18 protein-coding genes are annotated in these 18,709 nt (G+C 62.4%); 11 read left to right on the top strand and 7 right to left on the bottom strand.

What is annotated here, in order from left to right; translation table 11 throughout:
* Positions 1-3: 3 nt before the first annotated feature.
* The 3 genes from rpsR to rplI all read left to right on the top strand — a co-directional run bounded on the left by rpsR (position 4) and on the right by rplI (position 1,965).
* Positions 4-243, top strand: coding sequence for a 30S ribosomal protein S18 (rpsR, locus tag AC1DUY_RS00090; RefSeq protein ID WP_002711478.1), 240 nt, complete (start codon positions 4-6; stop codon positions 241-243).
* Between the two features lie 124 nt (positions 244-367).
* Positions 368-1,336, top strand: coding sequence for a hypothetical protein (locus tag AC1DUY_RS00085; RefSeq protein WP_478111506.1), 969 nt, complete (start codon positions 368-370; stop codon positions 1,334-1,336).
* A gap of 44 nt (positions 1,337-1,380) precedes the next feature.
* Positions 1,381-1,965, top strand: coding sequence for a 50S ribosomal protein L9 (rplI, locus tag AC1DUY_RS00080; RefSeq protein ID WP_478111504.1), 585 nt, complete (start codon positions 1,381-1,383; stop codon positions 1,963-1,965).
* A gap of 92 nt (positions 1,966-2,057) precedes the next feature.
* On the opposite strand, the gene AC1DUY_RS00075 is transcribed toward rplI, so the two are convergent.
* Positions 2,058-3,167 (bottom strand): hypothetical protein, encoded by a 1,110-nt coding sequence (locus tag AC1DUY_RS00075; RefSeq protein ID WP_478111502.1) that lies wholly within the window; start codon positions 3,165-3,167, stop codon positions 2,058-2,060.
* A 289-nt stretch (positions 3,168-3,456) separates the two neighbouring features.
* Between AC1DUY_RS00075 and AC1DUY_RS00070 the strand changes: the two genes are divergently transcribed.
* Positions 3,457-4,707 carry a class I SAM-dependent methyltransferase gene (locus AC1DUY_RS00070; protein WP_478111500.1) on the top strand — a complete coding sequence of 417 codons (1,251 nt, stop codon included), beginning with the start codon at positions 3,457-3,459 and terminating at the stop codon, positions 4,705-4,707.
* A 6-nt stretch (positions 4,708-4,713) separates the two neighbouring features.
* On the opposite strand, the gene AC1DUY_RS00065 is transcribed toward AC1DUY_RS00070, so the two are convergent.
* Positions 4,714-4,944 carry a hypothetical protein gene (locus AC1DUY_RS00065; protein WP_478111498.1) on the bottom strand — a complete coding sequence of 77 codons (231 nt, stop codon included), beginning with the start codon at positions 4,942-4,944 and terminating at the stop codon, positions 4,714-4,716.
* A gap of 357 nt (positions 4,945-5,301) precedes the next feature.
* Here AC1DUY_RS00065 and AC1DUY_RS00060 point away from each other — a divergent pair, with 357 nt between their 5' ends.
* Positions 5,302-6,801: a replicative DNA helicase gene (locus tag AC1DUY_RS00060; RefSeq protein WP_068731048.1), complete on the top strand. Its 1,500-nt coding sequence runs from the start codon at positions 5,302-5,304 to the stop codon at positions 6,799-6,801.
* Positions 6,802-6,900: 99 nt separating this feature from the next.
* Complete coding sequence (gene alr, locus AC1DUY_RS00055; RefSeq protein ID WP_478111496.1) at positions 6,901-8,091, top strand: alanine racemase; 1,191 nt, start codon at positions 6,901-6,903, stop codon at positions 8,089-8,091.
* Here alr and AC1DUY_RS00050 read toward each other — a convergent pair.
* Entirely contained in the window at positions 8,088-8,474 is a 387-nt protein-coding gene (locus tag AC1DUY_RS00050) for a tautomerase family protein (protein WP_478111494.1), read from the bottom strand. The two genes, alr and AC1DUY_RS00050, sit on opposite strands and share 4 nt — an antisense overlap.
* 77 nt (positions 8,475-8,551) lie before the next feature.
* On the opposite strand from AC1DUY_RS00050, the gene AC1DUY_RS00045 reads away from it, so the two are divergent.
* Positions 8,552-9,280 carry a sulfite exporter TauE/SafE family protein gene (locus tag AC1DUY_RS00045; RefSeq protein ID WP_478111492.1) on the top strand — a complete coding sequence of 243 codons (729 nt, stop codon included), beginning with the start codon at positions 8,552-8,554 and terminating at the stop codon, positions 9,278-9,280.
* 317 nt (positions 9,281-9,597) lie between these two features.
* On the top strand, positions 9,598-13,074 hold the full coding sequence (locus tag AC1DUY_RS00040; protein WP_478111490.1) for a bifunctional diguanylate cyclase/phosphodiesterase: 3,477 nt from the start codon (positions 9,598-9,600) through the stop codon (positions 13,072-13,074).
* A gap of 90 nt (positions 13,075-13,164) precedes the next feature.
* On the opposite strand, the gene AC1DUY_RS00035 is transcribed toward AC1DUY_RS00040, so the two are convergent.
* From AC1DUY_RS00035 to AC1DUY_RS00025, 3 genes are all read right to left on the bottom strand, one after another.
* On the bottom strand, positions 13,165-13,518 hold the full coding sequence (locus AC1DUY_RS00035) for a hypothetical protein (RefSeq protein WP_089264635.1): 354 nt from the start codon (positions 13,516-13,518) through the stop codon (positions 13,165-13,167).
* Positions 13,519-13,794: 276 nt separating this feature from the next.
* Positions 13,795-14,061, bottom strand: a complete 267-nt coding sequence (locus tag AC1DUY_RS00030; protein WP_139285819.1) for a hypothetical protein — start codon at positions 14,059-14,061, stop codon at positions 13,795-13,797.
* Between the two features lie 197 nt (positions 14,062-14,258).
* Positions 14,259-14,426, bottom strand: a complete 168-nt coding sequence (locus AC1DUY_RS00025; RefSeq protein ID WP_441229861.1) for a hypothetical protein — start codon at positions 14,424-14,426, stop codon at positions 14,259-14,261.
* A 108-nt stretch (positions 14,427-14,534) separates the two neighbouring features.
* On the opposite strand from AC1DUY_RS00025, the gene radA reads away from it, so the two are divergent.
* The 3 genes from radA (at position 14,535) to purF (ending at position 18,395) form a co-directional block, all read left to right on the top strand.
* The gene (gene radA, locus AC1DUY_RS00020; protein WP_120292301.1) at positions 14,535-15,995 is read left to right on the top strand and encodes a DNA repair protein RadA; all 1,461 of its coding nucleotides are present in this window, start codon (positions 14,535-14,537) and stop codon (positions 15,993-15,995) included.
* A 238-nt stretch (positions 15,996-16,233) separates the two neighbouring features.
* Positions 16,234-16,866 (top strand): CvpA family protein, encoded by a 633-nt coding sequence (locus AC1DUY_RS00015; protein ID WP_068731040.1) that lies wholly within the window; start codon positions 16,234-16,236, stop codon positions 16,864-16,866.
* Positions 16,867-16,901: 35 nt separating this feature from the next.
* Entirely contained in the window at positions 16,902-18,395 is a 1,494-nt protein-coding gene (purF, locus tag AC1DUY_RS00010) for an amidophosphoribosyltransferase (RefSeq protein WP_081421779.1), read from the top strand.
* Between the two features lie 18 nt (positions 18,396-18,413).
* Here the strand turns inward: purF and AC1DUY_RS00005 are convergent.
* The coding region (locus AC1DUY_RS00005) for a transposase (protein ID WP_478111485.1) at positions 18,414-18,709 on the bottom strand (296 nt) is incomplete at its 5' end.

The following is an 18,709-nucleotide window of genomic DNA, read 5'->3' as shown; positions in this document are numbered from 1 at the left end:
ATAATGGCTGAAGCTGGTGCACGTCGTCCGTTTTTCCGCCGTCGCAAGACCTGCCCGTTCACGGGTCCGAACGCGCCGAAGATCGACTACAAGGATTCCAAGCTGCTGATGCGTTACGTTTCCGAGCGCGGCAAGATCGTGCCGAGCCGCATCACGGCCGTCTCCGCCAAGAAGCAGCGTGAACTCGCCCGCGCCATCAAGCGCTCGCGTTTCCTCGGCCTGCTGCCCTACGTTATCCGCTAAGGCGGTTTTCGGCCGGCGGCCTCGCGCCGCCGGTCGCTTCTATTTCTCATAAGGCTTCCGGGTCGTCCGGTCGCCGATGGTTGGGGCAAGTGCCTCTAACCGCTCAAAGGGGGCGGGACAGCTGATGATCGCAAGTCTTCTCATCGCGTTTGCCGCCGGCGCTGCCTCAGCGCTGATGTTCGCCTCGATCATTTCGGGCGCGTTGATTTCCCTTTTGCTGTTCTATCTCGCGCCGCTGCCCTTGATGGTGGCCGCTCTCGGCTGGGGTCCGGTGACTGCTGCCATCGGCGGCATCGCAGCCGGCACCTCGCTCGGCCTGCTGTTCGGCATGCCCTATCTTGCCGCCTTCGTCTTCACCGTGGCACTGCCCGCCTGGTGGCTTGGCCATCTCGCATTGCTCGGCCGTCCAGTGACTGCAGAAGTGCCGGGCGTGAATGGCGCGGCCGCGACACCCCCCGTGGTCGAATGGTATCCGGTGGGCCGTATGCTGCTGTGGACAGCGGGTTTCGCCGCATTCACGACCATGGGCGCGCTGCTGACGCTCGGCACCGATAGCGACACTATCGTCTCGGCGCTGCGCCGCGCTCTGACCCGCATCCTGGGATCGCGCGGCGGCGCTGGCGACTCCGAACAGGTCATCAATGCCCTGGTGGCGATCGCGCCGGCTGCCGCCGCCATCGTCGCGATCATGACGCTGACGCTCAATCTCTGGCTCGCCGGCCGCATCATCGTGACATCGGGCCGGCTGAACCGGCCGTGGCCCGAGCTGAAATCCGCAGCACTGCCGCCGATGACGATGGTCGCGCTGTGTCTGGCCGTCGCGCTGTCCTTCATGGGCGGAATCGTCGGCATCTTTTCACAGATCGTCACGTCGGCGCTGATGATGGCCTATGCCCTCACCGGCTTCGCCGCGCTGCATACGCTGACCATGGGCATGAAAAGCCGCGTGATGGTGCTCGGTCTGACCTACGCCATGGTGCTCGTCCTCGGCTGGCCCATCCTCACCATGGTTGGCCTCGGCCTCGCCGATGCCTTCTTCGGATTTCGCCAACGTTTTCTCGCACGCAAGCCACCTTCTTCGACGGTGGCCTGACCAACTCAACTCAACACCTGCTCAACACTTAAAGGAGAACGATCATGGAAGTCATTTTGCTCGAACGCGTCGCCAAACTCGGCCAGATGGGCGAAGTCGTCCGCGTCAAGGACGGCTACGGCCGCAACTTTCTGCTGAAGCGTGGCAAGGCGCTGCGCGCCACCGCCGACAACCGCGCCAAGTACGACGGCATGAAGGCTGACCTCGAAGCCAACAACATCAAGGCCAAGGCGGAAGCCACCACAGTTGCCGAGAAGATCGACGGCCGCAACGTCGTCATCATCCGTCAGGCGTCGGAAACCGGTCAGCTGTTCGGTTCGGTGTCGGTGCGCGACATCATCGCCACCTTCGAGGCTGATGGCGTCACCTTCGCCCGCAGCCAGGTGCTGCTCGACGCGCCGATCAAGACCATCGGCCAGCACAAGATCTCGATCGCCGTGCATCCGGAAGTCGAAGTCAGCGTCAGCGTCACCGTTGCCCGTTCGGCCGACGAAGCCGAGCGCATCAACCGCGGCGAAGACATTTCGAGCCGTCAGGAAGATCAGGACGCAGCCGCCGAAGCACTCGCCGCCGCCGGCGAGTTCTTCGATCCGGACGCACAGGGCAATGCCGAAGAAGGCAACGGCTAAGCCACGCACCTCGGAGCTTCTGCTCAAACGAGAAAAGCCCGGCCAGATTGGCCGGGCTTTTTTGTATCCTCACTCAAACGACGGCTGATCTACTACTGCGAGATCGGCGGCACCGGGGAGCCTGACGAGGCCGGAGGCGCCGGTGGTGCAGCCGACGCCGGAGGCGGTGGTGGCGGCGCGGCCGGTGCCGGCGAAGGCGCGGCTGGGGCCACAGGAGTCGGCGCGGGCGCTGGCGGAGCTGCGGCTGGCGCGACCGCTGGCGGCGGAGCTGCGGCTGGCGGAGGCGTTGGAGCCACAGGTGCCGGGGCCGGCGTTGCTGCAGGCGGAGACGCAGGGGCTGCCGGCGCAGGAGGCGCCGGCTCGGCAGGCGCCGGACGGTTTTCCCCTTCAGGCGCCTTCGGAGCCGGCGTGACCGACGGAACGGGATCTGGACGAAGTGCCGGCGTCTCAGGCTTGGCTTCGGGCTTCGCCTCAGGCTTGCTCTCTTCAGCGGGCTTCGCAGGCTCGGTCTTGGCCGGCTCCGGCCGTGGCTCAGACTTGGGTTCAGCCTTCGGCTCAGTCTTGGGTTCGATCTTGGGCTCGTCCTTCACAGGTTCGGCCTTCGGCGGCTCTTCCTGATGACGGCGCCCCTTCTTGTCGAGCTTTTGCTTCTGCGCGGGACGCTCTGCTTCGGCGGCAGCCGGCGACTGTGCGTCTACGGGCTTGGCCGTATCGGGCTTCGCTTCGGGATTGTCTGTCGCCGGGCGCGCCTGTCGCCGGGCATTGCGGCCCTGGCGCGTGCCGGGCTCGGCCTGAGCTGGTGCAACATCGGCATCGGGCTTGGCGGCCTCCTGCGGACGTAGCCGGCGTCCCGGCGGCGGAGCCTCGGACGGCGGCGCAGCACCGGGCTTGGCATCGGCCGGGGCCGGCTTCTGCTCGGTCGTGAGTTCACGGCCCTGACGCGTCAGGTTATCCCCGGCAGGACGGCGATCGGCCGCCCCGTTGGACACGACATAAGCGGCCATGGACGCCGCCATATCTGTACTTGTGGTGTAGTGCTGGCGCAGGAAGGCCGGCAACTGACCGGGTGCCACCGTCTTCAGCAGCCCGCGCGGACTTTTATGGCAGACGGCACAGCCGCCCGCGAAAATCTGGGAGGGTGACTTTCCGGCTTCGAGGTTTTGGGCCTGTGCCGGGACTGCCGCGAAGCTAATCAGGAGCATCACCGTCGCTAAACTGAGCGCTCGGCTCAACATTTCAATCTCCTGATGTGGCTAGCTTAATCACGCGGATCACCTTGTATCCGATTGTGACGTGAATGGAAGCATCGACATATCGCAACGATGTGATCGGAACAATCGGGATAGCGGCATTGCAGCGTGCGCATTGGCACAGGCGGTGCACCGCTACTATCTTCTACACAAGAGCTAGGGAGACAGTTGATCTCGTGCACGGCGGGAAGTTACGCTGTTGCTTCAGTTTGCGCGTGATCGGATCATTGGGGTGATTTCGATGGACCGTCTGTTGCGATTCTTCCTGAGTCAGTACATTCGCCGAGGGGCAATAACCTTCACCACGGCCTCCGGCCAACAGTTTACCTTCGGTGATGGCTCCGGGCCTCCCGTCTCTGCCCGCTTCGTCACCAAAGCCGCCCAACGCCGACTACTTCTCGATCCCGAACTGGCACTCGGCGAGATATTCATGGACGGGCTCCTCGTTATGGAGCGTGGCACCATTGCCGACCTGCTCGCCATCGCCCTGAACCAGCCCGACATGGCGCCCCGCTGGGCCAAGCTGCAATGGTGGCTCCGCTACGTCCTGCGCCACGCCCAGCAGTTCAATCCCCGCAAGCGCTCCCGCAACAACGTTGCCCATCACTACGATCTGGACGCCCGGCTCTACTCATTATTTCTGGATGCCGACAAGCAATATAGCTGCGCCTATTTCGAAGGACCGGACGCGACCCTGGACGACGCCCAGCTCGCCAAGAAGCGCCACCTCGCGGCCAAGATGCTCATCGAAAAAGGCCAACGCGTACTCGACATCGGCTCCGGCTGGGGAGGGCTTGGGCTCTATCTGGCAGAGATGACCGGTGCCAATGTCACCGGCGTTACGCTGTCCACCGAACAGCTGCAGGTCGCCAATGCCCGGGCCGGCGAGAAAAACCTCAAATACCGCGCAAAATTCCTGCTCGAGGACTATCGCGACATCCCCGGTCCATTCCACCGCATCGTCTCCGTCGGCATGTTCGAACATGTCGGCGTCGACCATTACGACACCTACTTCAAGCGATGCGCTGAACTCCTGACAGAGGACGGCGTCATGGTGCTGCACTCCATCGGCCGCCCTGAGGGACCCGGTATCACCAATCCATGGGTCGCCAAGTACATTTTCCCCGGCGGCTACATCCCCGCTTTGTCGGAAGTTCTCCCGGCGATCGAACGGGCCGGGTTACTGGTCTCGGACATCGAAATCCTGCGGCTGCATTATGCCGAGACGCTCAAGGCATGGCGCGAGCGCTTCATGGCACGACGCGAGGAAGCCGTGCGGCTCTATGACGAGCGCTTTGCGCGGATGTGGGAGTTCTATCTGGCGGCGTCCGAAATGTCGTTTCGCATGCAGAACGTGATGAACTTCCAGATCCAGCTCACCAAACGTCAGGACGTGGTGCCGCTCACGCGGGATTATATCGGGCGGGAGGAAGATCGGCTTCGAGCCAGGGAACGGACCCAGCAACCGCGTCTGCAAATTGCCGGCGAATAGGCTGGTTTAGTGCTGGAATAGGAGCGTCGCCTGCCGGCGGCGCAAGACAGGCCGTGGCCGCAAAATGGCGGGGCGCTGGAGGCGCGCTTTGGCGGCGGAGAGCGCTTTCGTATCGCATGGGACATTTTCAAGCTGCGCGGTGCGCTCGAACGTGTCGATCAGCGTGGACAACCACGCAGAACCATCGGTTCCGGTAGCCTGAGTTCCGGCATCGGGATACTGGTGACGCTGGCCCATGGATCTATCCTTCGCCTCTTATTCGTTTTTAAGCCAACGCCCGGCTCCCCGCGGGGTTCCGGCACTGCCGTGCCTGCCAGCGGCTGGCTCTCTTATAAGTGCGAGAGATCGCCATTCGGTTCAGGCGCGGGGCGCAATTTTTCCGGGTTCCTTAAGCAATGATTCAGACCCCTCCCCTTGCTGCGGTGGAAGCGTCAAGCGCAATGCGCGCGACCGGCCGGAATTCCCCCGCCTTGATGTGTGAATCGTGCATAAGGCCGCTTCGTCCTTCCACTCGGAGACCGTCAGGCGCTTAGTCGCCGACGCCCGCGTGACCACGCCGTTCATCCGCCCAATTCGGAAGACCCAATAGAGACCATGGCCGCATTCGATTCGAACGTTCTCAAGCTCACCCCCGAGGCGGGCACCCCGGCCTATCGGTCGGCGCCGCACAATATCGAGGCGGAACAGGGCGTGCTGGGCGCGATCCTGGTCAATAACGACGCCTTCTACCGGGTCTCGGACTTCCTCAAGGCCGAGCATTTCTTCGAGCCGATCCACCAGACGATCTTCGAAACGGCCGCTGCCATCGTGCGCGCCGGCAAGATCGCCACACCCGTGACGCTGAAGACCTTCCTGCCGACCGACACGGATCTCGGCGGCATGACCGTGGGCCAATATCTCGCCCGCCTCGCCGCCGAAGCCACCACCATCATCAATGCGCAGGATTACGGCCGCACGATCTACGAACTGGCAATCCGCCGCCAGCTGATCAATGTCGGCGAGGACATGGTCAACGTCGCCTATGACGCGCCGGTGGACTTCGCTCCCCGCGCCCAGATCGAGGATGCCGAGCGCCGGCTGTATGAGCTGGCCGAAGCCGGCCGCTATGACGGCGGCTTCCAGCGCTTCTCCCAGGCGATGACCACCGCGCTGGACATGGCCGCCAACGCCTATCAGCGCGACGGCAAGCTTTCGGGCATCTCAAGCGGTTTGCGCGACCTCGACGCCCGTATGGGCGGGTTGCAGCGCTCCGACTTGATCGTGCTCGCCGGACGTCCCGGCATGGGCAAGACCTCGCTCGCCACCAACATCGCCTACAACATCGCTGCCGCCTATCAGTCCGAAGTGCAGCCCGACGGCAGCATGAAGACCATCAATGGCGGCGTCGTCGGCTTCTTCTCCTGCGAAATGTCCGCCGAACAGCTCGCCACGCGTATTCTCGCAGAGCAGACCGAGATTTCCTCCAGCGCGATCCGCCGCGGCGGCATCACCCAAGCCGAATTCGACAAGATCCGCGACTACACCATCAAGCTGCAGAACCTGCCGCTTTACGTCGACGAAACCGGCGGCCTGTCGATCTCGCAGCTCACCGCCCGCGCCCGCCGCCTGAAGCGGCAAAAGGGCCTCGACGTCATCATGGTGGACTATATCCAGCTGCTGCAGGGCTCCGGCAAGCGCTCCGACAACCGCGTGCAGGAAGTCACCGAGATCACCACCAGCCTCAAGGCGCTGGCGAAGGAACTGAACTGCCCGGTAGTCGCGCTGTCGCAGCTCTCGCGTCAGGTCGAAAATCGTGAAGACAAGCATCCGCAGCTGTCCGACTTGCGTGAATCCGGATCGATCGAGCAGGACGCCGACGTGGTGGTCTTCGTGTATCGCGAGGAATACTATCTGCAGGCCAAGGAGCCGCGACTCGGCACTCCCGAACACGAGAAATGGCAGCTCGAGATGGATCTTGCGCACGGCAAGGCCGAAGTCATCATCGCCAAGCAGCGTCACGGGCCCACAGGCACCGTCGACCTGCAGTTCGAAGGCCAGTTCACCCGCTTCAGCGATCTCGCCGGTGGCGCCCAGTTCCGCGCCCCGCAGGAGTGACGCGGGTGCGGTTGAACCGGCTCTGACGCGCGCATATTGTGCGGCGCAGAAGATCGACCGCGTGCTCCCATCGCGCGATCCCTGCGCCAGGATATTTCGATGACCAGCGTCTCCGACCCGAAACCGACAACTCCCACTGAAACGGAGTTGCCCGCAGACGCCAGCGGCATCCTGACCATCGATCTCGACGCCATCGTCGCCAATTGGCGCAGGCTCGAAAAGCATGGCGTGCCCGCCGAATGCGGCGCAGCGGTGAAAGCAGACGCCTATGGCTGCGGCATCACCCCCGTGGTGCGCGCGCTGGCGAAGGCGGGCTGCAAAACCTTTTTTGTCGCGACCTTCGACGAAGCTCGCGCCGCCCGCGCGGCCGCACCCGAAGCCGCGATCTATCTCCTGAACGGTTTTCCGCCGAATTCCGGCGATGCTCTGGCCGCCATCAATGTGCAGCCGGTGATCGGCGATCTCAACGAACTAGCCGAATGGGACATGTTCTGCCGCCGCACAGGCTGGAAGGGCGGCGCGGCGGTGCATATCGACACCGGCATGAACCGGCTCGGCCTCGGCCTGGTTGACGTCCAGGGCCTTATCCCGCGCCTCGGCTCGGGCGATCACGGCTTCACGCTGGTGATGAGCCACCTCGCCTGTGCTGAACAACTGCACAATCCGATGAACGCCCGGCAATATTCCAGTTTCCGCGAGGCGTCATCGCTGTTTTCCGGCGTGCCTGCATCCCTCGCGAATTCGTCGGGCATCTATCTCGGCGCGGCCTATCAGTTCGATCTGATGCGTCCGGGTGCTGCGCTCTACGGCGTTAATCCGACGCCGGAAGCCGACAACCCGATGGCACCTGTGGTCGATCTCAAGGTGCGCATCCTGCAGACCCGCAGTGTCGAGCGCGGCGACAGCGTCGGCTACGGTGCCACCTGGGTGGCGCGGCGTCCGACCAGACTTGCGATCATCGCGGCCGGCTACGCCGATGGCTATTTCCGCGCGGCCGGCAGCAGCGACGGCACCCGCGGCGCCGAGGTCATCATCGCCGGCCAGCGCTGCCCAATCGCCGGCCGCATCTCCATGGATCTGCTCGCGGTGGACATCACCGACCTGCCCCACAACGCCGCCCGCCGCGGCCATCTGGCGACGCTGATCGGCGACGGCATCACCGTCGACGAACTCGCGCATCACTACGGCACCATCGCCTATGAGGTGCTGACCAGCCTCGGCCGACGCTACATGCGGGTCTACAAGGGCGGCGACGGCACCGCCGCCGCGGAGCCCGCTGCTGCGTCCTAGACGTCGACCTTGAAACTGAGTTCGATCTCGGAGGCCGGCAAGCCGCCGCGTACGCCCCAGTTCTCCAAAGGCTGCTCGTTCAGCACGATCTTGATCTCGAGTTCCGGCACGCCGAGCGCCGCAAGGTTCTGCACGATCGTCTTGTAAAGGCTGCGCTTGGCCTCGATGGAGCGGCCGGCAAACATCGTGATCTCGACCCGCGTGAAACGCTGCGAGCGCCCGATCGGCACGATGCGCTGCGTCTCGCTATAGGTATCCACCGTCACGTCGCGGTCCCAGTCGGGAATTTTGAGCGCCACCAGCATCGCCGACTGCACGGCCTCGATGACCTCGATCTCGCGGCCCCGCGCCCATTCTCCGGTGACTATTCTTGTGACTGGCATCGCCCTCTCCCATCGGATCGGTTGCACCTACATGACTGGAGCGCTCTTGTAACGTCCCGCGCTTGGAGAGTCGCGCCTTGAACTTCATCTTCGTCTGCGCGGTCGGCCTTATCGCCGGCACCATTTCCGGGATCGTCGGCACCGGCTCGTCGATCATGCTGATGCCGGTGCTGGTCTGGCAATTCGGGCCGAAGGAAGCCGTTCCGATCATGGCGGTAGCCGCCGTGATGGCCAACCTGTCGCGCATCCTCGCCTGGTGGCGCGAGGTCGACTGGCGCGCCACCGCCGCCTATTCGCTCACCGGAATTCCAGCTGCAGCCCTGGGCGCAGGCACGCTACTGGTGCTGCCGTCGCATGTGGTCGATCTCACCATCGGACTGTTCTTCATTGCGATGGTGCCGCTGCGCCACTGGTTGGCGCGGCGCTCCTTCACTATCAGCCTGTGGCAACTCGCGCTTGGCGGCGCGATCATCGGCTATCTCACCGGCATCGTCGTTTCCAGCGGCCCACTCAGCGTGCCGCTGTTTCTGTTCTACGGCCTCGCCAAGGGCGCCTTCCTCGCCACCGAAGCCGCGAGTTCGCTCGGCCTGTATCTCAGCAAGTCTGTCACCTTCCAGCGGTTTGGCGCGCTCGATCTCGACGTGCTCGTGAAAGGCCTGATCGCCGGCGCCTCGCTGATGGCCGGCGCGTTCATCGCCAAGCGCTACGTACTGAAACTGAGCGTCGAGACGTTCCGCCTGGTCATGGACGGGATCATGTTTCTGGCTGGCGCAAGCATGGTGCTGTCAGGCATGGCGCTGATCTAGGGAGTGGACTCACAAATCGCGGTAAGTATGTCCGCTACCCCGCTAATTGCAGACTCAACCGGACAGCAGGCCGCTGGAAACTGGCGCTGTTTAAAGTTGTATCTATCACTTACAAGTACGTACGACTGATGTTCATAGATGGCGATCAACCAGCAACAGGTATTAGTATCTCGCGAATCCGCATTTCCAACGTGCGCAGTGCAACATAATCCTTTGCCTCGCCGCGTACAGTAAAGCCAATATTTCCAACCTATTATTAAGGTTCGTCATCCACGCTGAAATCCGGAATTTCATTTGTAACGACTACTGGACGCTTCATGCGCGCGTTCTATGGAAGACTGGCCCGGCTGCCAGGATTTTCATTGGTGGTGCTCGGCGTCTTCTTTGCGACGTCGATCATCGTTGTGTTTTTGGTGGATCTGCAGGCGCGCCATCATGCGGCGCTTTCTGAGGCAAGAAAGGCAGCACTGAACATCGCCGAGATTCTCGCCGAACACACGGCGCTGACCTTTGAGGGGATCGATCGAACACTGCTCGAAGCCGAGAGAATTCGCGAAGATAGTCTTTCGGGGAAGTATGCAACGCCCGAAGCCGCAAATACCGCCTTGCGTCTTCTCAAGAAGGCCTCATCGATCGTCGTTGCCGTCGGCTGGACAGATGCAGGCGGTAACCTTCTGGCGCATTCCTACGATCGCACGCCGCCGCGAAGCAATATCTCCGACATGTTGCACTTCACCGCTCAACGCGATCAGGCCGATGGCCGGCTGTTTATTGCGCCCCCCTATCCCTCGGCTGTCACCGACAAATGGTTGACGGCGGCGTCGCGCCGGTTAAGCAACGCCGACGGCAGCTTCGCAGGGGTCGTAACTGCGCCGCTCGACCCGACACATTTCACGCAGGTCTATCGCGCGATCGATGTCGGCAAGGGCGGATCCGTGCTGTTGCTGCATCGCGCGGGCACGGGGCGGGTTCTTGCGCGAGAGCCCGCGAGAAAAGGAGCCATCGGAAAATCTTTCGCGGATAGCCCGCTCGTCTCCGAATATCTGCCAAAATCGGAAGCGGGCACCTACGAGACCATAGGCGTTATCGACGGCATCGCGCGCCTCGCGGGGTACAAGGCTGTGCCCGGACTGCCGCTGGTCTTGGTCATCACATACGCCCGCAGTGAGGTGCTGGGACCATGGCGCCAGCACCTTTACATGGTGGGCCCGCTCGTCGCCATGATCGTTGCCGTCATCTTATTCGGCACGTTTAGGATTTTGCGCCAGACGAATAGTCTTGCCGTGAAAACTAGGATTCTGGAACGAACGAACATGCAGTTCGATGCTGCCTTGAGCAACATGTCGCTAGGGCTCTGCCTGTTTGACGCGAACAAGAATCTGGTGGTTTCGAATGGCCGCTTCCGCGAGATGTACGGTTTCCCGGAAGAACTCGTCAGGCCCGGAACACCTTTGTCTCTCATGCTGCAGGCCCTCAAAGATCGCGGAAAGCACGATTTGTCCATCGAGGGGGATGTTCAGGAGATTCCGACGAAGCAAAGACAGATTTTTATGACTGCCGACGGTCGCGTGATTTTAATTCAACGCAGGTCGATTGCGGATGGCGGATGGGTCGCAACCCATGAAGACATCACCGAGCAGAAACGCGCACAGCGCTTGTTGACTGATAAAGCTGCTGAACTCGAGCGGATCAACATGCGCTTCGACGCCGCGATGAACAACATGTCGCAGGGTCTTTCGCTGTTTGATGGTGAGCAGAGGATCATTCTTTCAAATGCGCGCTATGCGGAAATCTATCACCTCAGCGAGGAACAGGTGAAGCCAGGGACTACGCTGCGGCAAATCATTGAATATCGCCGGGCGAAGAGAACAAATTGCGAAATGGCTGCGGATGTCCTTGTCGACGCCAAACTGAAACTGGAGAAAGAGGTCCAGGAGCTTGTCGACGGGCGCCTCATTTCGATGACGCGCCATCTGATGCCGACCGAAGGGTGGCTGGCGACTCATGAAGATGTCACGGCGCAAAAACACAGGGAGCAGTTGCTGGCCACGAAAGCCGTGGAGCTGGAGCAGACCAACGAACGCTTCGACATTGCGCTGAGCAACATGTCGCAGGGTCTCTGCATGTTCGACGGAGCGAAACGGCTCGTTGTCTGGAATGATCGTTATGCGGAACTATACCAGTTGCCTGCGGCTTTGTTGAAAGTCGGGACGCCTCATGAGGCTATCATCGCCGATCGCGTCTCCCGTGGCATTCTCAAGGGCGGGACGAGCGAACCAGCCATCAGGAAAAAGATAGCTGAATTGGGCCAGCACTCGACCGATTCAAGCTCGGCCAGGGTCGATGAATTTGCGGATGGGCGATTGATGCTCGTCACCCGACAGCCGATGAAGGACGGCGGTTGGGTTGCAACGCACGAAGACATCACCGAACGGCGGCGCGCAGAGGCCGAGATCGTTCACCTGGCGCGTCACGATGCGCTCACGGGACTTGCCAACCGAACACTGTTTACCGAGAAACTTGAGGAGGCGAGCCAGCGTCTTAGCCGCCATGACGATGGCTTTGCCGTGGTCATGCTCGACCTCGATAGATTCAAGACCGTTAACGACACGCTGGGACATCCCGCTGGGGATCGTTTGCTTGTTGAGTTCGCACAACGACTGAAATCGTCGACTCGCGAAACCGATGTGGTGGCCCGCCTTGGCGGTGACGAGTTTGCGATCATCCAGGACGGCGGCCCCAATCCGCAGGAGGGTGCAATCGTGCTTGCCCTCAGGATCATCGATGCCATTGCTCAGCCATTTGATCTCAACGGCCACCAGGCCAGCATCGGGATCAGCATTGGAATTGCCCTCGCTCCGGAACAGGGCGTCGATCCCGAGGACCTGTTGAGAAAAGCAGATCTCGCGCTCTACGACGCCAAGACGGGCGGGCGAAACGATTTCCGCCTGTTCCAGTCCGAAATGATTGAGGCTGCCCACTCGCAGAAGATATTGGCAAACGAACTGCGGGACGCGATCGCGCGAAATGAATTCGAAGTGCACTATCAGCCGGTGGTTGACGCCAAGACACGGCAGATCCGCGGCGCCGAGGCGCTGGTCCGCTGGCGGCATCCGTCGAAAGGGCTCGTCGCTCCCGATCAATTTATTCCACTCGCGGAAGCGACGGGGCTGATCCTTCCTCTTGGCGAGTGGATCCTGCACCAGGCTTGCACGGATGCAGCGTCGTGGCCGGCTCACCTCAAGATCATGGTCAATATCTCTGCGGTTCAAGTCAGTAAGGGAAAGCTGCTCGACGTCATGCTGGATACTCTGATGGAGACTGGTCTTTCGCCTGAACGGCTGGAGTTGGAAATTACGGAGACGGCTCTTCTTGAGAACGCGACGGCGCATCTGGGGACGATACGGCAGCTGAAGAATCTCGGCATCTCCATAGCGCTCGATGATTTTGGCACTGGTTATTCAACGGCGAGTTATTTGACCAATTTCCCGTTCGACAGGATCAAGATCGACAAATCCTTCGCACAAGGCGCTCCCAATCGCCGCGATTGCGCAGCGGTAGTGTCCTCGGTGCTTGCGCTGGCCCGTGGTCTTGGCATCGCTACGACGGCCGAGGGTGTCGAGACCGAAGAGCAATTTGAATATCTGCAGGCTGCAGGCGTGGACCTCGTCCAGGGCTTTCTGTTCGGTCGGCCCGTCCCGCTCTCCGAATTCGACCTCGATGCCGCAGTTTCATTTGGAAATGGTGCTGCTGACGGCGAGTTGTGCGGAGAGGTCATCACCGCAGGGAGATGACCGCCGCCGCCACCGGTGGCCTCCCCCAAACGCAAATCGGCCACCCTGAGGCGGCCGATCGCAGTCCTGAAAATCTGAGCTATCCGCGGCTTAGTAACCGTAGCTTGAGCCGAAGCTGAAGCCGCGATTGCAGGTCGAGCAGCCCTGCTGCACCGGTGCGTAATAGACCTGCGCCGGAGCGACCATCTGGACACGCTGCTGCGTGGCGTATTGCGCCGGAATGCGCTCGTAATCGACGCGCGCAGGCGCGACCATCACGGTCTTCGGCACCATCACCGTCTCGTACTGCGCTGGCGTGCGGCGCGCGACGGTGCGACCGGGAGCGACCATCACCGTCTCTTCGACCGTGCGATACTGCGGCGGCACCACCTGCTGCTGATAGCAGGTCTGGCACGGCGGCGGTGTGTAGCAGTTATAGCAACCTGCCGAGGCAACACCGGGCATCGCCATTCCGGCGACAGTGGCGAACATCGCAGCAGCAATCAATTTCTTCATGATGAGACCCCGTGGCGAGCTTGTTTGAAATGAGTTCGTATCGCTCTGATGGGCGACACTCAGCCAAGCACCACCACCGGTCAACGCGGTCCTGATATTTACCTTGATGAACGTGCTTAAGATTTGATGACGGCAACATATGAGGATGCCAAGGCAGACACAGCTGCACTGCGCCTGGATTCACCGCAGAGCCCGACGTGAGATCAATCGGCCTCAGCAGCCAACCTAATAACCGTCGCGGGGCAGCCCGAAGAGTTGCTCGAACACACTCGGTTGGCGAACCACCCATTGGCCCGGTTCGCCCGTTCTCAGATCCCGCACATAACGCGGCGGCGCTTCCACATAGTAAAGCGGCGGCGGCGCGCGAATGCCGGTATCCATCGTGATGGGATAGCGCGCGGTGCCGGCGCGATAGCGCGCATCACGGTAGTCAGAGGCAAGTACCGGCGTCGCCAGCGTCGCTGCACCCAGCACGATTATCAAAATACGCACGGCACACCTCACGCTGACGTCACTGCGGTGAGGCTATCGGGCGGAGGTTAATGAAGGATTCGTCGCATGGCAGTTCCACGCGAGCTCCTGCGCGGAACAAATTGGACTCGCGAAGCGCTGGACTGCGGCTCAGCTGGTTGGTCGAGCAGCCTCGATCGCTCACCACTGCTTGCATCTGGATTCTGCTCGCGGCGCATCTACCGAGCGTAAGCAATCGCCAAGCTGAAGAAGGACCACTGCAGAGGCTGCACCTCCAGCATCGCCGCGGCAAAGGCGATCCAGGCCGACATTGCCGACCAGTTCTCGCGCGTCGGAATTTTGGCAACCGAATAGACCTTGCCCATGTGCCGGTCGATGCGTCCCACCCGGCGAGGCTGGCAAACCCTTCGAGAAGAAACTTGCAAATGCCCCGTTCAACCGCGTAGACCAAGAGAACAAACCAAAAACACCTACAGACGCGATTCCTTCCGCCAATGGCCAAGAACCTCCTCTCCTTCGTCTGCCAGAATTGCGGTGCCGCCTATAACAAGTGGCAGGGCAAGTGCGACGCCTGCGGCGAGTGGAATTCGCTGGCCGAGGAGGACACCACCGGCGTCACCACGATTCCGGTCAGCGCGCGCTCCAAGCGCAAGGGGCGCACCTTCAATCTCGAAAGCCTGACCGGCCAGAGCAACGATGCGCCGCGCATTGCCTCGGGGATGGGCGAGCTCGACCGCGTCACGGGCGGCGGTTTCGTGCGCGGCTCGGTGCTCTTGATCGGCGGCGATCCCGGTATCGGTAAATCGACCTTGCTGACGCAGGCCACCAGCCTGATGGCGCGGGCCGGCCATCGCGTGGTTTACATCTCCGGCGAAGAAGCCGTGGCACAGGTGCGGCTGCGCGCGTCGCGGTTGGGCCTTGCAGACGCCTCGGTGCAGCTCGCGTCCGAGACCTCGGTCGAAGATATCATCGCCACGCTGTCCGAAGGCACGGTGCCGCGGCTGATCGTGATCGACTCGATCCAGACCATGTGGACCGACACCGTGGAATCCGCGCCGGGCACAGTGACTCAGGTCCGCGCCTCGGCGCAGGCGCTCATTCGCTTCGCCAAGAAATCCGGGGCCACTATCATCCTGGTCGGCCATGTCACCAAGGACGGCCAGATCGCCGGGCCCCGTGTGGTCGAGCATATGGTCGATGCCGTGATGTCCTTCGAGGGCGAAGGCTCGCAGCAGTTCCGCATCCTGCGCGCGGTGAAGAACCGCTTCGGCCCGACCGACGAGATCGGCGTATTCGAGATGACCGGGCTTGGCCTGCGCGAGGTCTCCAACCCGTCCGAGCTGTTCCTGTCCGATCGCGATCTCGGCTCGCCGGGCACCGCCGTCTTCGCCGGCATGGAGGGCACCCGCCCGGTGCTGGTGGAACTGCAGGCTCTGGTTGCGCCGACGACTTTGGGCACGCCGCGCCGCGCCGTGGTGGGTTGGGATTCCTCCCGGCTGTCCATGGTGCTGGCAGTGCTGGAGGCCCATTGCGGGGTCAAGCTGTCGGGCTACGACGTCTATTTCAATGTCGCCGGCGGATTGCGCATCAACGAGCCCGCCGCCGACATGGCCGCGGCCGCAGCGCTGGTGTCGTCGCTCTGCAATGCGCCGCTGCCCACCGACGCGGTCTATTTCGGCGAAATCTCGCTGTCCGGCGCGGTGCGCCCGGTGGCGCAGACCTCGGCGCGGCTGAAAGAGGCGGCAAAACTCGGCTTCGGCCGCGCAGTGCTGCCGGAATCGGCGCGCGGCGATCCCGGCGGCGATGCCGGACTGTCGCTGAATACCATCGGCGGCCTGACCTCGCTGGTCGCCGATATCGCTGCGCGCGGCGTCAAACCCACGCGCGACAACAGCAAAAGCACAGATGCCGAGAAAAATACCGTACCGGCGCGATTCAAGCGCCAGGACGGCTGACAGCGACGTGACCTGCGCTGCCGCGGCCGCTATAGAATGCGCGCGCGACAGACTGCGCAGATGTGCAACACGCTCCGTTAAGGCACTCTGCCGAAAGCGGAACAATGGTGTGATCTGGTATGCTCTTGCGGCCGATAGCGGTTTTCCGGCCTTGCGAGACGTGCCATATCACCGTCACCTGAAGCGGCCGCCTGTGCCGATTCGCGGTTTCTGATTCACGAGCGGACCTGACCAGCCGATGCCGATCACGATTCTCGACCTTGTCCTGCTCGGCGTCATGCTGATCTCCGGCCTGCTGGCCATGGTCCGCGGCTTCATGCGCGAGATCCTGTCGATCGCGGCCTGGGGCGCGGCGGCGCTGGTCACCCTGTTTGCTTTCCAGAAGCTGCTCCCGACCGCTAAAACTTATTTCAACAACGATACCGTCGCCAGCATCGTGGTGGTGGCCGGCGTGTTCATCGGCACGCTGATCGTGGTCTCGATCATCACCGTCCGCATCTCCGACATGATCCTGGATTCGCGCATCGGCGCGCTGGACCGCACGCTCGGCTTCCTGTTCGGCCTCGCCCGCGGCCTCCTGATCGTGGTCGTCGCCTTCCTGTTCTTCTCATGGCTGGTCCCGGACAAGCAGCGTCCGGACTGGGTCACGGGTGCCAAATCGCGCGTCGTTCTGCAGGGAACCGGCGATTGGCTGATGGCGCTCTTGCCGGATGACCCTGAAAACACCATCTTGAAGAGGTTCAAGAAAAACAAACCCGATGAGGATACGACCGACGCCGAGCCCGCAGCGCCCGGCGCCGCGGATGGCTATTCCAAACCTGCCCGCGACAGCCTGAAAAAGCTGATCGATGGCAAACCGGCGGGACGCTAGGCGTTCTTAGTTTCTCGCGACACCTGAAAGGCGCGATGGATCCGATGCAGAGCCCTTCCGACGACGCGAGCACCACCATGCGAAATCCCGATCTAGACGGCGACATGCTCCGCGAAAAATGCGGTGTATTTGGTATCTACGGCCATCCCGATGCGGCGGCGATCACCGCGCTCGGTCTCCACGCCCTCCAGCATCGGGGACAGGAAGCGGCCGGCATCGTCGCCTTCGACGGCAAGCGCTTCCATTCCGAACGTCGCCTCGGCCTCGTCGGCGACACCTTCTCCCGCCGCGAAGTGATCGAGCGCCTGCCCGGCACCGCCGCCGTCGGCCACACCCGCTACTCCACCACGGGCGAAACCATTCTCCGCAACGTCCAGCCGCTGTTCGCCGAACTCAATGCCGGCGGTTTTGCAGTGGCCCATAACGGCAACCTCACCAACGGTCTGACCCTGCGCCGCGAGCTCGTGAAGAACGGCGCGATGATGCAGTCGACCACCGACACCGAGGTCATTCTGCACCTCGTCGCGCATTCCAAGCGCAACCGTTTCATCGACCGCTATATTGAAGCACTCCGCGCCATCGAAGGCGCCTATGCGCTGGTGTCGTTGACCAACAAGAAGCTGGTCGGCGCCCGTGATCCGCTCGGCATCCGCCCGCTGGTGCTGGGTGAACTTGACGGCTCGCCGATCCTCGCATCCGAGACCTGCGCGCTCGATATCATCGGCGCCAAGTACATCCGCGACATCGAGCCTGGCGAAGTCATCGTGTTCGACGAGAACGGCGCGCAGAGCCACAAGCCGTTCGCGCCGCAAGCGCCGCGCCCCTGCATCTTCGAATATATCTATTTCGCACGTCCGGACTCGATCGTCGGCGGACGTTCGGTCTACGACACCCGCAAGGCGATGGGCGAACAGCTCGCCCGCGAGACCCATGTGGAAGCCGACGTGATCGTGCCGGTGCCGGACTCCGGCGTGCCTGCCGCGATCGGCTACTCCCGCGCTTCGGGCGTGCCGTTCGAACTCGGCATCATCCGTAATCACTATGTCGGCCGCACCTTCATCCAGCCGACCCAGAGCGTGCGCGAACTCGGCGTGCGCATGAAACATTCGGCCAACCGCGCCGCCATCGAAGGCAAGCGCATTGTGCTGATCGACGACAGTCTGGTGCGCGGCACCACGTCGAAGAAGATCGTCAAGATGATGCGCGACGCCGGCGCCAGGGAAGTCCATTTCCGCATCGCCTCGCCGCCGATCACCCATCCCGACTATTATGGCATCGACACGCCGGACCGCGCCGGTCTCCTCGCCGCCACGCACACGCTGGAAGAAATGCGCGACCTGATCGGCGCGGACTCGCTGGCCTTCGTTTCCGTCGACGGCATCTACCGCGCCATGGGCGAACCCGGCCGAGATCCCGCCCATCCGAAATTCGCCGACCACTGCTTCACCGGCGACTATCCGACCCCGCTCACCGACATGAGCGAAATCGATGCCCCGCGGCAGCTCTCGCTGCTGGCCGAGGCGAGCTGATCGCAGTCTTATCGGGTGTCATCCCCGCGAAAGCGGGGAGGTGGATTCACACTCGAAGTGCAACAGCTGTCGAGCAAAGAGCTCGGCGGGGGTATGCCAGTCAAGGCACTTTCGGGGTGTGCTGTTGTAAGCCAGCACGGCATCGGCAAGATCCTGGGAGGTGAGCGTAGCTAGATCTGTCTTGCGCGGAATCCGGCGGCGCATGCGACCGATGGCATTCTCGACGCCACCTTTCTGCCAAGGGGCGTAGGGATCGCAGAAAAACGTCTGGATACCGAGGGCGTAGGGATCGCAGAAAAACGTCTGGATACCGA

It is taken from the genome of Tardiphaga sp. P4_G1 (assembly GCF_056401215.1).
The sequence above is the reverse complement of the archived record's forward strand: the minus strand, read 5'-3'. Positions and strand labels throughout refer to the sequence as shown.